The organism is Chryseobacterium proteolyticum, from assembly GCF_046591535.1.
Classification (GTDB): domain Bacteria; phylum Bacteroidota; class Bacteroidia; order Flavobacteriales; family Weeksellaceae; genus Chryseobacterium; species Chryseobacterium proteolyticum.
In genome coordinates, this window is record NZ_JBJLWK010000002.1 from 133,440 (window position 1) to 150,248 (window position 16,809).

Here is a 16,809-nt window from a genome sequence, read left to right on the forward strand (position 1 = left end):
TTTTATTCATATATTTGCTTAATATTGCTAAATAATTATAAATATTTATAATTATTATCACATAGATTGTACCAGTTTTTTCATAAGAATAAAAATATAAGTTTCAGGTGTTTAATGATATTTGAAGGCTAAAAAGAGGCATTGTTAAAAAATTATTACCAAATCGCCTTTATTATTAAACATATCACAGAATTAATTATTTTTATTCCATCATAACAGAAGATCGTTCTATATATCGGACGTTCAGCATCCTGCTATGACATTTCCCGCCGTTTATCTCAAAATTATAAATGTAATGAAAAATCTAATCACCATCGACTTAAAGCCCCATGAAAAGAGCAATGTAGAATGCATGCCTTATAAGCACCGCTTAATAGCATTTTGCAAAACCAATTCTTTTAAAATTAAAGAATAATCATCAAATACTATTTATTATTGAATATATAATATAATTTTACTATTTTTATTCCTCCATAACAAAACAACCGGATATAACATTAAACGTTTTACCGATTGGTTATAGGAATCCTGATCACTCAATATAAAAACGCCATGAAAAACATAACTATTATTGGGCTTACTCCTTTCGAGAAGCCGGATGCCCATCTTATATTAAAACTACACCAGGCAGGTGCATTTGCTGTTTTAAGCTTGGGACATGAGTCAGCAATCGCCCAGGCAGCACTTCATCAATTAGACCAGACCGATATACCTTCTTACGGTATTTATTCCTCCGATGATAAATTCGAATCCCTTCAAATCTCTGAAAAAGTAGAATTTGTGATCCTTCCATTTGGCACTTCCGCCAATCTCTTCCCGAATTTACCGATTGTTTATCAGGTAAGCAGTCTGGAAGAAGCCAAAGAAGCTGAGCGTATGGAAGCTGCAGGTATTATTATTAAAGGAAATGAAGCCGGTGGACTTGTAGGATATGAGTCAACATTCGTTTTATTTCAGCGAATCATAAAAGAAGTAACCTCTATCCCGGTATGGATCCAGGGAGGCGTAGGACTTCATACCGCTGCCGCCGCAAAAGCACTGGGAGCAACCGGTGTTGTACTGGACAGCCAGCTTTCGCTGTTTCCGGAAAGTTCTGTTCCACAGGATCTAAAAGATCTCTGCTCAAAGCTTAACGGAACCGAAACAAAAATCATTGCTAACCATCGTGTTTTGGTAAGACCCAACTCACCTTCTTTACCGGAAAATACCACCGCAGAAGACCTTAAAGAATTTTTCACAGATCTTGACCCGGCTAACAGCTATATCCCAATGGGACAAGATATTTCATTAGCAACAGATCTCTTTGAAGACTTCAAAAACCTGAAGAAAATGGTTTTTGGATTTAAAGAAGCCATGTATGGCCATCTTAAACAGGCAAAAGCCCTACAGGTAATTGACGAGGAAAATGCTTTAGCGAAAGAGCTAAACCTTCGTTATCCTATTGCTCAGGGTCCAATGACCCGTGTCAGTGATGTTCCTTCGTTCGCTAACGCTGTAGCTGATGCAGGCGCCTTGCCTTTCGTTGCCCTTTCTTTACTTAAAGGAAACCAGGCTAAAGATTTGGTTATGGATACTAAAAAGCTTGCGGGAGAAAAAACTTGGGGTGTAGGAATTTTAGGATTTGCTCCCCAGGAATTACGAGATGAGCAAACCTCTTATATATTGGAGGCAAAACCTCCTGTAGTTTTAATTGCCGGAGGAAGACCTGCTCAGGCAAAAATATTTGAAAAAGCGGGAATAACGACCTTTCTTCATGTTCCCTCACCGGCTTTGCTGGATATTTTCTTAAAAGAAGGAGCCCGAAATTTCATATTTGAAGGACGCGAATGTGGCGGACACGTAGGACCGCTTTCAAGCACTGTTCTTTGGGAAAAACAAATTGAACGTATATTAAAAGAAGAACACCCTGAAAATATCAGCGTCTTTTTTGCAGGTGGGATCCATAATGCATTTTCAACGGCATTTGTTTCTATCATGGCAGCACCTCTTGCAGCAAGAGGTGTAAAGGTTGGAGTATTGATGGGTACGGCATATCTTTATACCCAGGAAGCCGTACTTACGGGTGCTATCCAGGAAGAATTCCAGATACAAGCCATGCAGGCAAAAGACACCGTTTTATTGGAAACCGCACCGGGACATGAAACGCGTTGCCTGAACACTGCATTTGCTCAACATTTCAGTGCTGAAAAAACAAAACTTCTGGCAGCCGGAATGGATAAAAAACAGGTTTGGGAACAGCTTGAAAAGCTCAACGTAGGCCGTCTGAGGATTGCAGCAAAAGGAGTAGATCGTCAGGGGGACCAACTCGTTAATATTCCTAAAAATCAACAGCTGGATCTTGGGATGTACATGATTGGTCAGATCGCTACGATGCACGACCGAGTTATTTCGATTTCGGACCTTCATGAAGATGTTGCTGTAGATAATTTTAAATATATACAGGATGCCGCTTTACCGGAAGAACCATCTTCTCATGAAAAACCGCTTGACATAGCAATCATAGGTATGGAATGTATATTTCCGGGTGCAAAAAATCTGGAAGAATACTGGCGTAATATCATTTTAGGAAAAGACAGTGTAACAGAAGTACCCGATGAACGATGGAATAAAGAGCTTTATTATCATCCGGATTCAGATGGACCGGATGTATCCCATTCCAAATGGGGTGGATTCATTCCGAAAATTGATTTTGATCCGCTTGCCTTCGGAATACCTCCTCAATCTCTCGCCGCTATTGAACCTACACAATTATTAACATTACTGGTGGCCAAACGTGCCATGGAAGATGCAGGTTATGGTGAGAAACATATCAACAGAGAAAATATCTCTGTAATCATAGGAGCTGAAGGCGGTAATGACCTTGCGAACAGCTACAGTTTCAGAGGGTATTACAAACAGGTTTTCGGGGAACTTCATGATGAAGTAAAAGAAGCATTCCCACATACTACAGAAGATTCATTCCCGGGTATTTTAGCCAATGTAATCGCCGGAAGAATCACCAACCGTCTGGACCTTGGAGGAAGAAACTTTACGGTGGATGCCGCTTGCGCATCATCTCTGGCCGCAATAGAACTGGCATGCCAGGAGCTTGTATTAGGCAAATCGGATATGGTGCTGGCCGGTGGAGCAGATTTGCATAACGGGATCAACGATTATCTTATGTTTTCAAGCACACATGCACTTTCCCGAAAAGGAAGATGTGCAACTTTTGACAGTGAAGCCGACGGAATTGCCCTGGGAGAAGGGGTTGCTATTCTTGTCCTGAAACGATATGAAGATGCCTTACGTGATGGTGACCGCATTTATTCGGTGATCAAAGGTGTCGGAGGATCCAGTGATGGTAAGGCTTTAGGGCTTACTGCTCCACGAAAAATTGGCCAGGTAAGAGCACTGGAACGTGCTTATGCCCAAGCAGGTATTAGTCCTGCAGCTGTAGGATTAATAGAAGCTCACGGTACAGGAACCGTAGTCGGAGATAAGACCGAACTTAATGCATTAACCAATTTATTCAGCCGATCTGGAGCGATACCGGGCCAGACTCACCTGGGATCTGTAAAAACCCAGATCGGACATACCAAATGCGCGGCAGGATTAGCAGGGCTGATCAAAGCATCATTAGCAGTGTATCATGGTGTAAAACCACCTACCCTTCACCTTCAGCAGCCTAATGCTTATTATAATGCACAAACCAGTCCTTTTGCATTCTATGCAGAAAGCGGATTGTGGGGCGATGAAAACCGTTATGCGGGAATCAGTGCTTTTGGATTTGGCGGAACCAATTTCCATACTGTGATTGCCAATCATTCGAAACAGGAAGAGCCTGTGACCATGCAATCATGGCCATCGGAATTATTTGTATTCCGTGGAGATACTTATGAAGAAGCAAAAAGCCAGCTAAGCCAGATCACTTCTTTACTGGAAATCAATGATGATATCTCATTGAAAGATATAGCATACAGCTTAAGCGTAGGTTCTGAAAAGCCTGTCCAGTTGAGTATTGTAGCGGACACAGCTGAAGATCTGATGATGAAGATCGAGCTGATTCTGTCCGGCATCGAAACCAAAGACACTTTTACCGTTAATAAGAAAGCGGGTAAGGTAGCCTTTTTGTTCCCGGGACAAGGCAGCCAGCGTATCAATATGGCGCGTGATCTGTTTGTGGTATTCCCTGCAATGCGTAAACTTCTGGACCAGTACCCTGAGCTTGAAAAAGTAGTTTTCCCTTCTACGTCTTTCGATCCGGAAACTTTAAAGCAACAAAAAGAAACCATTAAAGATACCCGCCTGGCACAACCTCTTTTAGGAATTGTGGATCTTGCACTGGCTAAATTCCTTCAATCCCTGGGGATTGTTCCGGATATGCTGGCAGGTCACAGCTACGGAGAACTGCCTGCATTATGTTTTGCCGGTGTTTTTGAAGAAGAAAAACTTGTAGACCTTAGCAGACGCAGAGCGCATGCTATTCTGGACTCTGTGGAAGGCGGAGATCCGGGTACCATGGTAGCTGTAAGCATAACAAAAGAACGTTTATTACCGATCCTTGAAAAAACTGAAGGCTGCTATCCCGTAAACTATAATGCACCTTCCCAGTGCGTGGTTGCAGGAAGTACCACTGCAATCAATAACCTGATGACAATCCTTAAACAGGAAGGAATTTCTGCTAAAAAGCTGGAGGTTGCCTGTGCATTCCATAGTCCTGTTGTTGCCAAATCCAAAGATCTGTATACAACGGTACTCAACGATATTCCATTTGAGGAAATGCAGATTCCTGTCTGGTCGAATACTACCGCAACAGTATATCCGACAGGATCTTCAGAAATAAAGGAAAGGCTAACAGATCATCTTGTACAGCCGGTGAGATTTGTAGAGCAAATTCAGGCGATGTACGAAGACGGAGCGAGAATCTTCATCGAAGTAGGACCAGGAAAAGTACTTACCGGATTAACGCAATCTTCCTTAGGTAAAGATCAATTGACACTGTATGTAGAAGACAACAGTCGTAATAAATTCAGCCATCTTCTGTGTATGCTGGCCCAGTACTTAGGTACGGGTCGAAACTTTGACATCAGCAAGCTTTTCGATGGCCGAAATACCCGATTTATTCAGATTGACCAACCTGATCTTTATAAGAAAAACACGGCCATCTGGCGTGTTAACGGACAAACAGCACACCCTACTACAGGTAATTTGCCTGCCAATGGTGCACTACCCATTTTAAACCCTATCCAAATGAACAACTTTACTAATAATCAAGCACCTGCAACCGAGAATTTACCAGCCGCCGAGCGTATGCTGCAGGAATATTTAAATAGTATGAAGATGATGATACAGGCTCAAAGGGATGTAATGCTTTCCTTCCTGGGTCAGAATCCTCAAATTACTTCTGCTCCCGTGTATCACGCACCGGTAACAAACGGAACCAATGGAACCAACGGGGCTAACAACGTGGTTACGATACCAACTTCGCAAATCGTTACAGAAAAACCGGCAGTTGTTACTCAGACAAAACAAGCCCCAACAAAAGACGTTAAAACTTTATTACTACAGGTTGTAAGTGAAAAAACCGGATACCCGCATGAAATGCTGGGTATGGAAATGGATCTTGAAGCGGACCTTAGTATCGATTCCATCAAAAGAGTTGAGATCATAGGAACTCTTCGAAGTGAGCTGGGTGCTTTATCTATGGACAGTTCTAATGAAGACACTGTAATGGAGCAACTTGCCTCGATCAAAACTTTAAACGGGCTGGTTTCCTGGCTTACGGAATTTATGGGAGCTCCTGCTGCAGTGAATACAAAAACTGAGGCCGTAGAAGTTGCAGAACCGAAAAATCAGTCTTCTTTTTCCCTGGAAGATCTTCAAAATGCAATCCTGGATATTGTAAGTGAAAAAACAGGATATCCGAAAGAAATGCTGGGTCTGGACTTGGATCTTGAAGCAGATTTAAGCATCGATTCCATCAAAAGAATGGAAATTATCGGAGACCTGAAAACCAAGATAGGATTCGGACAGGATTTAGAGCAGGCAGATGACATCATGGAGAAACTGGCAGCGATTAAAACCCTTCGGGGACTGGCATCATGGATCAGTGAGCTTAATGGAAAAAGCAGTGAAGCCAGCCATGAAGCAGAAGCTAAAATTACTGAACAGATATCAGGAGAAGCTCAGGAACAGGCCATGTTATCACGTCTAAGGTTTGACCTTACACCAAGTGATGTTTCTGCAATACAAAATACAGAAACAATAAAAGGAAAGCGTTTCGCCATTACTCCTGCTACGATTATAGAAACATTAGCCATTAAAAATATACTTGAAAAATGCGGAGCCATCGGTGAAGTGATCGATATGGAAACGGACCTTAAAAATTTTGACGGGCTTATCATTCTTGACATCTTCTCTTCTGAAGTAAAAAACGGCATCATTGAATATGTTAACCTTATAAAGAAGCTGGACTTCGATAAAGTAAAATGGGTATACCTGATATCCGATATTCCTGCACATCTTCAGGAACTGACCGATATTAAAGTATTACGCCATTATCAGGGATATCCAGGCTTCTTTAAAAGCCTTGCCAGGGAGTATGAGCAAACTTCATGCAGACTGATCAACCTGAGTACTCCTCAGGATCTTGATCAAATTGCAAATATTGCCTTAAAAGAAATACTTACGACAGACAAGCCATCCGAAGTTATTTATAAAGATGACCAACGTCACAAGGTAGATATTATACCATCTCCTCTATCAACCAGCCTGGAGGAAGCACACATCCAATTGAACAAAGAATCTGTAGTGCTTGTATTAGGTGGTGGACAGGGCATCACGGCTGAACTTGTTAAACACATGTCCGAAGCCTACCCTTGCACCTATATCCTTGTTGGCCGGTCTGCAGATCCGCGAGAAGGAACGTCTGATCTTAAAGAATTGGAAACCCTGAAAACGAAAGAAGAAATCAGAAGTTACCTGATTAAAACAGGACAATTTACTTCTCCTTCAGAAATAGAAAAAGAAACGGTTAGGGTATTTAAGAACAATCAGATCCTACGGACTATCAGAGATATGGAACAACTTGGAAGTACGGTAGTTTACCATTCACTGGATCTTTGTGACGAAGACGGATTATGCGATCTTATCAATACTATTTATGATAAATATGGGCAGCTGGATGGCGTGATCCACGGTGCAGGCCTTCTGGAAGACAAACTATTTAAACAGAAAACAACCAGTTCGTTCGGACGTGTATTTGATACCAAAGTAAAACCGTTACGTGTATTAGCAGAACAGCTTCGTCCGGAATGCCAGTTTGTAGTTCTCTTCTCAAGCATTGCTTCCGTATATGGAAATAAAGGGCAGACGGACTACGCAGCAGCCAATAGTGTATTGGATGATTACGCCAAAGCTCTGGATAAAAAATTAACAGGAAAAGTGATCTCCATCAACTGGGGACCATGGAAAGGTGCCGGTATGGTTTCCTCAACCCTGGAAACAGAATATGAACGTCGTGGAATCTCACTCATTCCATTGGATCAGGGAAAAGAAATCTTCCTTAATGAGATCAAGTACGGAACGGAAAGCCAGGTGCTGATCATGTCAGGAAATAATTGGTAAATCGCTGTATCAGATAACTATGAAAAAAACAGATATTGCTGTAATTGGCCTATCCTGTGTCTTCCCCGGAGCACAGGATGCCAACACCTTTTGGCAAAATATCATTAATAAGGTAGATTCTACCCAAACTGCACCTGCGGATCGTATTGATCCGATCCATTTCAGCGATACACCAGGTTCGGTTGACCGTTTTTATTGTCAGCGTGGCGGATTCATTCCCGATTATGAATTTGACCCCACCGCCTATGGTATTTTACCGTTAGCTGTAGAAGGCACCGAACCTGATCATTTGCTAACCCTTGATCTGGTGCAAAAAGCATTAGACGATGCTGGTGTATTCAAAAAACAGGTTTCGCTCGAAAAAACAGGAATCATCATTGGTAAAGGAAATTATACAGGCCCGGGAGCTACCCGTGCTATCGAAATCGTAAGGACCGGGGAACAAATATCTTCATTGCTTCAGGAGTTGCTTCCACAAATATCTCCTGCAGAAATTGAAAAAGTAAAACATGCTTTCCAGGAAAGAAAAGGACGCTTTGCTGCAGATACTGCAATGGGACTGATCCCTAACCTTGTTGCTTCTTTAGTGGCCAACCGGTTCAATCTGGGAGGAGCCGCGTTCACAGTAGATGCCGCTTGTGCCAGTTCTCTGATCGCAGTAGACCACGCTGTTCAGGAGCTTAACAGAGGCCGTTGTGATATGGTTATTGCCGGAGGCGTACACACAGGACAAAATGCAGCTTTTTGGAGTATTTTCGCCCAATTGGGCGCCATGTCACGCCAACAGCAGATCAAACCTTTCAGCATGGATGCCGATGGATTATTGATTGGAGAAGGCTGCGGATTTATTGTCCTGAAACGTCTGGAAGATGCCATCAGGGATCAGGATAAGATCTATTCCGTGATCAAAGGAGTTGGTGTAAGCAGTGACGGTAGTGGCACCAGTGTTATGAGCCCTTCTGCAAAAGGCCAGCTGAAGGCACTGCAACAGGCATGGATCAATGCAGACCTTGATGAAAAGAAAATCGGTTATCTTGAAGCTCATGGCACAGGGACACCGCTTGGAGATAAAATAGAACTTCAAACGCTCGCTCAGTTTTTTGGAAAAGAAGAATCTGCTCTTACGGCAGGTATTGGATCCGTTAAATCCAATATCGGACATGCCATGCCGGCAGCCGGTATTGCAGGTTTAATAAAAACGTGTCTGGCCCTGCATCATGATATCCTTCCCCCAACATTATATTGCGAAAATCCTATTGCCGATATGCAGCAAACCAGATTCGCACCGGTACAGGAACCTACAAGCTGGTCTAAAACCGGCTTACCGAAAGTAGCCGCTGTTAATGCATTTGGATTTGGAGGAATCAATGCCCACGTGGTTCTTGAAGGATACGATATGCCTAAAAAAGACCGCGTATTACTACTGGCCAGAAAAACACATCAGGAGTTACTTTCAGCTTTACAGAATAACGAAAGTACAACCGGAGAAGGAAACTACAGGGTGGCCATGTTTGATCCTACTCCTGAAAGAATAGAAAAACTTATTAAAATTGTATCCAAGGACAAACCTTGGCGTAATAAACAGGATATCTGGTACACCAATACTCCGTTGCTTCATGATGGAGGAAAAGTTGCTTTTGTATTCCCTGGACTGGATGGACTGGCAAAAGGCGAAGTAGAAAGCGTAAGCCGTTATTTCGGATTAACAGAACCAATACAAACAGAGGGCGAAGGCTTACTTACGGATGCACTAAACATATTCAACAACTGTAGTATCCTGGATAATTCATTGAAAAAACTAGGCATAATACCGGATATGAATGCGGGACACAGTTTGGGAGAATGGCTGGCCGGCTACTCCTCTGAGCTGGCAGAAGTGAATTCTGTAAAAGCACTGATCGATGTTCTGAATCCTGAAACATTTGAACTAAAAGATTCTAAGTTTATTGCGATCGGGGCAGGTATTGATACCATCACCCCCATTATTGAAACAATTCCGAATATCTATATTTCCAATGATAACTGCCCGAATCAGGTAATCCTTTGTGGCAGTAATGCTGCACTGGAAGAACTGGTCCCTTTATTAAAAGCCCAGCAGATATTTCATCAGATACTTCCCTTCCAATCAGGATTCCATTCACCTTTTATCGCAGATAAACTGGATATAATCCTGCAGGGAATGGAAAAAGCACAATTCCAGAAAACGAAAATCCCGTTATGGTCTGCAACGACGTTGGAGCCTTATCCTTCGGACGAGGAGGCCATCAGAAAACTAAGTGCGGAACATTTGGTTCAGCCTGTACGCTTCAGGGAACTGACGGAGAAATTGTATGAAGAGGGAGCCAGATTATTTATCCAGGTAGGTACCGGAGGACTGATCGGCTTTATAGATGATACTTTGAAAGGGAGACCATTCAGTACATTAGCATCAAGTGTCGCTACCCGATCTTCTCTTGCCCAGCTACAACGTGTAGTTGCCGCATTATTTGTGGAGGGTAAAGATATTTCACTCGACTTTTTAGAAATACATCACGCTTCTAAAAAATCATCAGGTAAAGGTATTAAACTGGAATTGGGATCACCTATCATCCGTAATTTTAAAGAAGCCAAAACACTGGCTAAATCTTTTGATGTACCGGCACAAAACGGGATTGCTACAATCGCAGCGAAAAGCGGGCATCCTCTTGTGCAGGCTTTCCAGGAAAATATTGCGGATATGATCCGTATGCAAGAAGAAGTTTTAACGCTATTCCAGCACGGACCAAAAACTACAACTCAAAGTCCGGTAATTACTCAACCTAAAGCACCTGTAAGCAAGAATTTTTCAAAATCCCTGCATGTGAATCTGGATACCCATCCATACCTCATCGACCATAGTCTGCTTAGACAACCTGCAGGCTGGCCTGATGTAACGGATATGGAACCTGTGATTCCCATGACCATGATCTTCGAATTACTGGCAGAAATAGCCCAGGCTGAGATCCCGGAAATGCAGGTCCATAAAATAATGAACATTAGCGTATTCCAATGGATGAACGTAGCCAAACCATTTGAAAAAACAGTGAATGGAGAATGGCGTTCTTCAACCCACGCTTATCTTGATATAGAAAATTTCGCCAATGCTGAAGTCATATTAAGATCTTCACCTCCTGTCGTACCGGTTTTTGATCTTTCGATCGGAGATCTGCTACCCATCCATCGTACTCCTGAGGAAATCTATGATAAACATATGTTCCATGGAGATGCTTATCAGGGAATTACAGAAATTTTATCCGTTGGAAGTAAAGGTATTATAGGAACTATTAAAGGAAATGGCGGAAAAGGTTCCCTGTTGGATAATGCAGGACAACTATTTGGCTTGTGGCTGCAGCTTACCCTTACTAAAGACAGGATTGCTTTTCCGGTAAAAATAAGGGATATTGAATTCTTCGGAAACATGGAAGACCAGGACGGATTATTCGAATGTACCTGTATTCTTACCGATTTAAATGAGGAATTTGCCACCGCCAACATTATACTGAAAAGAGATGAAAAGGTGTGGTGTGCCATTACAGGCTGGCAGAACAGAAGACTTGAAATCGATGAAGCATTATGGAATGTTTCCATGTCTCCTCTTCACAACCGTCTTTCAGAAGAAATAGCACCTCAGGTATTTTTCTTCCATCAGGCTTATACCAGAGTGGCTTCCTGGGACTTTATCCTGAAGCGATATTTCAACCAGACGGAAAAACAATACCACCAAAAATTACTACCCAACAAGAAGAAAAACTGGATGGTGAGCCGGGTTGCTGTAAAAGACGCCGTAAGGAATTTACTCCGTGAACAAAAGAATCACGCCTGCTATCCTATTACATTTGAAATAGGCTCAGATGAACTGGGCAAGCCTTACCTCATCAGCGATTTCACACAGGATATCCATGTGTCCCTTGCCCATAAGGGAAAAGAGGCTGTAGCTATCGCACGCCATGGAAAGTCCGTAGGAATTGATATGGAAACGATCGAGGAAAGAAGTTCCGGTTTCTATGATCTGGTATTCACAGATTCTGAGCTGGAATTATTAAAGGGCAGGGATCAGGCGGAATGGACGACCCGCTTCTGGGTTGCCAAAGAAGCCTACGGAAAGTTCCTGGGAAAAGGACTGCAAGGCAATCCTAAAGCATACGAAGTACAACTAATAAAGGATGATCATTTGTGGATCAACCAAACTGAAATAAAAACCATAAAACATCAAAATTATATTATCGGATGGACACTATGAACAACACATTAAAAATGAATCACGAGGAATTATTCACTCTTTTGAAGGGTTTTATCACTGAAGTTATAGGAGAGGAATTTGTTGAAGAGATGGATATCACTCCGGAGAGTTCATTTACTAAAGATCTTGAAATGGACAGTATAGAAATTGTCTCTTTCTCTGAAAAAATAAAAGCACATTTTGGCGATCAGATTGATTTTACCGGGTGGTTGTCTTCTATGGACCTCGACCAGCTGATCAACCTGGATCTCCGTATGATCATCAATTATATTTACGAATGCCAATAATTACAGTTGATAACAGGAAAATTCATATTCAGGAACTTAATAAAGGTGTCCGGGAAACGGTTGTGCTTATCCATGGGATGTTCAGCAATCTGTCCATTTACTATTTTAACATAGCACCCATCCTGGCACAGCATTACCACGTAGTAATGTATGATTTAAAAAGCCATGGAATGAGTGAACGTATACTCGATGGATACGATCTTGAAAATATGGCTTCCGATCTTCTTGGCCTTATTGATTTCCTTGACCTGAAAAAAGTTCATTTGGTAGGTTATAGTTTCGGGGGACTTATTGCTTTGAAAACAGCATTGAAATATGCAGACCGTATAGACCAGCTGGTAATTATGGAAGCTCCTGATCCCAGGGATGAAGAAACCCGGGGGATTATCGATCAGTACAGTAAGGAATTCCTGGAACATTATGTAGCCAATTTTACAGACACTACAAAAGTGCAGATGGGCAAAAGGCAAATGGAAAAAAATCACAGAATGTATGAATTCCTGTTTTATGAGACCAGTATCAAAGCGGATATGATCAGAGAGAAAGATTTCTTTACTGAAACCGATCTTACAAAGATAAATATTCCGGCATTGCTTTTATATGGGGATCAGTCCAATTGTCGTCCTACGGGAGAATGGCTAGAGAAAGAACTCGGCCAGGCAAAACTTGAACTCATTCCTGGAGATCATAATATCCCGATACAGGAACCCGCTCAGATCGCTGAGGCTATTGTGCATTTTTTATCCAAATCATTATCTAAATCTAACACCTTAACACAAAATCATGGCTAAATTTGTATTTGTTGTTCCACCGTTGACGGGCCATGTCAACCCTACCCTGAGTATCGGGGCTGAATTATTGAACAGAGGACATGAAGTGGCATGGATCAGTCTTGACAAAAATCTTAATACCAAACTTCCGGCAGGAGGAGAGCTCCTGCTTATCCAATACGATCAAACTGACGAAGAAAAAAGAGATAGCGAACAGTACCTGGATATTATTTCCAAAAAAGTAGTATACGGAATAGACAGCATCAAATTTCTTTACGATGATGTACTTATCCCACTGAACAGGCATTGCTATAATGGTATTGTCCATTTACTCGATTCTTATAAACCTGACCTTGTAATCGGTGATCATCAGCTATTTGCAGCTGCTATTGCTGCAAAAAAGCTAAACCTTCCTTACAGTACTACTGTTACTGCACCCGCTGCCATCAAAATCATGGATGAATTACCAAAGGTTCATGAGTGGGAAGTAAATAAAATCATTGAACTGCAAAAGGAACTGGGAATAATGGAAGACCATTCTTTGGCTTCCTCAGACCTCTTAGCAATGGTTTTAACGTCCAGATATTTCTTTGGTGAAATGGAACTACCCTCTAATTACCAGTTTACAGGTCCTGTTCTTACGGAACGCCGGATATCCTGTGAGTTCGACTGGGAAAGGTTTAACAGCAGCACTCAAAAGAAAATTCTTGTAAGTATCGGTACGACTTTCGATCATGATCATAAAAAAGCTTTTTTCCAAAAAGTAATTGACGCATTTAAAGATGAAGACCTAACGGTTGTAGTTGTTTCAGATCCTCAACTTTTCGACAGCTGGCCGGAAAATTTCATGGTATATCAGCAGGTTCCTCAATTGGATCTCTTGCCGCATCTTGATGGTGTCGTTTGCCATGGGGGACATAATACGGTATCCGAAACGCTTTCAAACGGACTGCCGTTGGTTGTTATTCCGATTGCCTATGACCAATCCCATGTAGCAGGACGTGTAGTACGTACAGGAGCTGGTGAGCGTCTTAATTTTAACCGGTTCAAATCAAACCATTTAAAAGAGGCGGTACAGCAGATCCTTAACAATCCTGATTATCGTAAAGCAGCAGAAGTCATCCGTCAGTCTTTCATTGAGGCCGGAGGTACGGTAACAGCTGCCAATTTACTGGAAAAAGCTATTACCGATGCAACACAAAAGATAAAATCCCGTTCGAAATTCCTGTTTGTTATCCCTCCTTTTTTTGGACATATCAGTCCTACTCTGAGCGTCGGTGTAAGCCTTATCGCAAGAGGGCACGAAGTAAAATGGTTCGGGATTACCCCGCTAGGAGATGAACATATTCCGGAAGGAGGATCGTATTTCTATCCTGAAGAAGATCTTATTCCCTATCAGGATGAGATCAAACGTATTTTAAAAAGACAGGATGACGGACCCGCCTGTTCCGGGCCTGAAGTTATGAAACTGGCATTAGAGGAAACTTATGTTCCTTTTGCCAAAATGATGATGCCCGGATTAAGCCGTCTTACTGAAAACTGGAAACCTGATGTTATCGTTAATGACTGTATTACTTTCGGAGGTGCCCTTTTTGCTCATAAACACAATATTCCATGTGTAACAACTACTCCTGTACCTCCAGATGTTATGGGAGATACAGAAAAAAGTGCTCCGAAAATATTTGAATGGCAACAAAACCTCATCAAAGATCTCCAAAAAGAAGTTGGGATTGATGATGATGGAATTTTCATCCATTCCCATAAATTAAACCTTGTATTTACATCTCAGGCTTTCGCAGGTTTTGAAACAGTACCTGACCATATGAAATTTGTAGGTCCTGTGAAAGGACGTCCCAATGATGCTCCTTTTGACTGGGATCGTTTGCATGCGGCTACTACACCCAAAATATTTGTATCATTAGGAACACTGCTGGTAGACATCAGAAAAGCCTTTTTCGAAAAGATCATTGCGGCATTCGCGGATCAGCCGGTAACTATCGTTGCGGCCACGCCACCGGATATTTTTGAAGAATGGCCTTCTAATTTCATTGTAAACAGTTTTGTACCTCAATCGGCATTAATGCCTCATATGGATATGGTAATTTGCCACGGAGGTTTTAATACAGTTAATGATACATTCCGTAATGGATTACCAATGCTGATCACACCGATTGCCTACGATCATTTCCACATCGCAAAACTCATCGAACAGGCTAGTTGTGGCAAGAGTATCCGCTATAAAAGATTACGCATAGATTCACTCCGTGAAACGGTTTTTGAATTGCTGAAAGATCCTGCTTACCGCAATGCAGCAAAAGAAGTTCAGACAACATTCCTTACTGCTGGTGGCAATGATAAGGCTGTAGAGCTACTGGAGAATTTTGTACAACAAGAACAATCAACATTAGTTTCTGTTTAAGTCATGAAAAGAAGATTGTTATTTGGTGAGCGCATGTTGCTGGGGGATGGAACGGAACCCTTCAATGCAATTATTCCCTTCCGGTTAAAAGGAGATTTCAGGGAAGAAGACGTGCGGCATGCCTTATATCAGATCCAGGCCAAGCACCCTTGGCTGAGAGCACTCATCACACATGATGAAAAGAAAGTACCGTGGTTTGAAGTACCGGATCCTATTGTTCCTATTCCTGTAAGGACTGTGGTCAGAAAAGGGGAAAACGATTGGCAGGAAGAATCCATAAAGGAATGGCAAACCGTTTTTAAGTATGACCAATTTCCTCTTATCCGGTTTGTATGGATCAAGGGAGAAGGAGTATCAGATATGCTTTTTGTTTTCCATCATTGTCTGTCTGACGGTGGTTCTGCAATGGCATTTTTAGATGAATTTCTAAAGGTATTGGATAATCCATTGGCAGATATTGGAACAGAGAATCCGATATTGGGAATTGAGGATGTGGTTCCATCAGCTATTTTATTGAACCGGAGACAGCGGCTGAAAGCAAAATTTATCGGGAGAGTCGCTGCCACAGCGATAAAATATATACCCGTGAACAAAAAAGCCATTGACCGGAAAAATGACTACTTCATCCACTGGAAATTTGATCGTGAGACAAGCAGTCAACTGATCTCTTACTGTAAAGCCATGAAGGTTACCGTGAATACTTTTTTGAGCGCTTCATTGCTTAAGGCTTTTAAGAAAGTAAAAGGTCCGGCGGCTTTCAATAAAGTTTCCTGTCCTGTAGATATCAGGCGTTTTGCCTCACAGATAAAAGAGGATCATATCTTTGCTTTCGGGCTGATGATTACCCTGTCATCCAATGAAAAAGTGAGCTTTGAAGACAATCTGACGCTTATGCAGGAAGATGTGGAACGTAAAACATCCAAGCTTAACCCGTACATGGTAATGATGGTAATGGAGTCCGGACACGATGCCCTGAAAAACTTCACCAGGCTTCTGAAACAAGGAAGGTCTACCAATGATTGTATGTTCTCCAATCTGGGAAGGATCCAGATTCCTGAGAACTATAAAGAATTTTCCGTTGAAACCATATTCAGTCCTTCTGTAATCGGTCCTCTGGGCAATACAACAACCATGGTAACATCTACCTACAGGGGAGAAATGGATTTTTCTTTTATGGGTAGTGAGGGATATTTACCATACACTGAAGCTTTAGCCATACGTGATGAGATGATTAAGTCCATTCAACTTAAACTGGAATATGCCGAAGTATTATGATCAGATAAACATCATTGATATGAACTAAAAGATTGATAAAGTTACTCCTTGTCCGGTATTATTCGGGAAGCAGATGAAGTAAACGGAATGATATAAAACTAAAGAGATCCATTTTGGATCTCTTTGCAGCAGACAGCAAGAATGTAGGTTGGAATGATCGGAAAGCTTTTGCATAAAAAAAACAAGAAAAACATT

At 41.8% G+C, this 16,809-nt stretch carries 6 protein-coding genes; all 6 read left to right on the plus strand.

Translation table 11 applies throughout. From position 1 onward, the window contains the following. The first annotated feature begins 552 nt into the window (after positions 1–552). The 6 genes from ACJ5H0_RS06530 to ACJ5H0_RS06555 are packed head-to-tail and all read left to right on the plus strand — an operon-like array spanning position 553 to position 16,614. Entirely contained in the window at positions 553–7,605 is a 7,053-nt protein-coding gene (locus ACJ5H0_RS06530; RefSeq protein WP_411248270.1) for an SDR family NAD(P)-dependent oxidoreductase, read from the plus strand. Between the two features lie 19 nt (positions 7,606–7,624). Next, complete coding sequence (locus tag ACJ5H0_RS06535) at positions 7,625–11,863, plus strand: type I polyketide synthase (RefSeq protein WP_411248271.1); 4,239 nt, start codon at positions 7,625–7,627, stop codon at positions 11,861–11,863. A gap of 14 nt (positions 11,864–11,877) precedes the next feature. Continuing rightward, on the plus strand, positions 11,878–12,150 hold the full coding sequence (locus ACJ5H0_RS06540) for an acyl carrier protein (RefSeq protein ID WP_228456966.1): 273 nt from the start codon (positions 11,878–11,880) through the stop codon (positions 12,148–12,150). After that, positions 12,141–12,941, plus strand: a complete 801-nt coding sequence (locus ACJ5H0_RS06545) for an alpha/beta fold hydrolase (protein ID WP_411248273.1) — start codon at positions 12,141–12,143, stop codon at positions 12,939–12,941. Before ACJ5H0_RS06540 ends, ACJ5H0_RS06545 begins: the two co-directional genes overlap by 10 nt. Further along, on the plus strand, positions 12,934–15,339 hold the full coding sequence (locus tag ACJ5H0_RS06550) for a glycosyltransferase (protein ID WP_411248275.1): 2,406 nt from the start codon (positions 12,934–12,936) through the stop codon (positions 15,337–15,339). Before ACJ5H0_RS06545 ends, ACJ5H0_RS06550 begins: the two co-directional genes overlap by 8 nt. Positions 15,340–15,342: 3 nt before the next feature. Then, positions 15,343–16,614: a condensation domain-containing protein gene (locus ACJ5H0_RS06555; RefSeq protein WP_411248277.1), complete on the plus strand. Its 1,272-nt coding sequence runs from the start codon at positions 15,343–15,345 to the stop codon at positions 16,612–16,614. Positions 16,615–16,809: the final 195 nt, after the last annotated feature.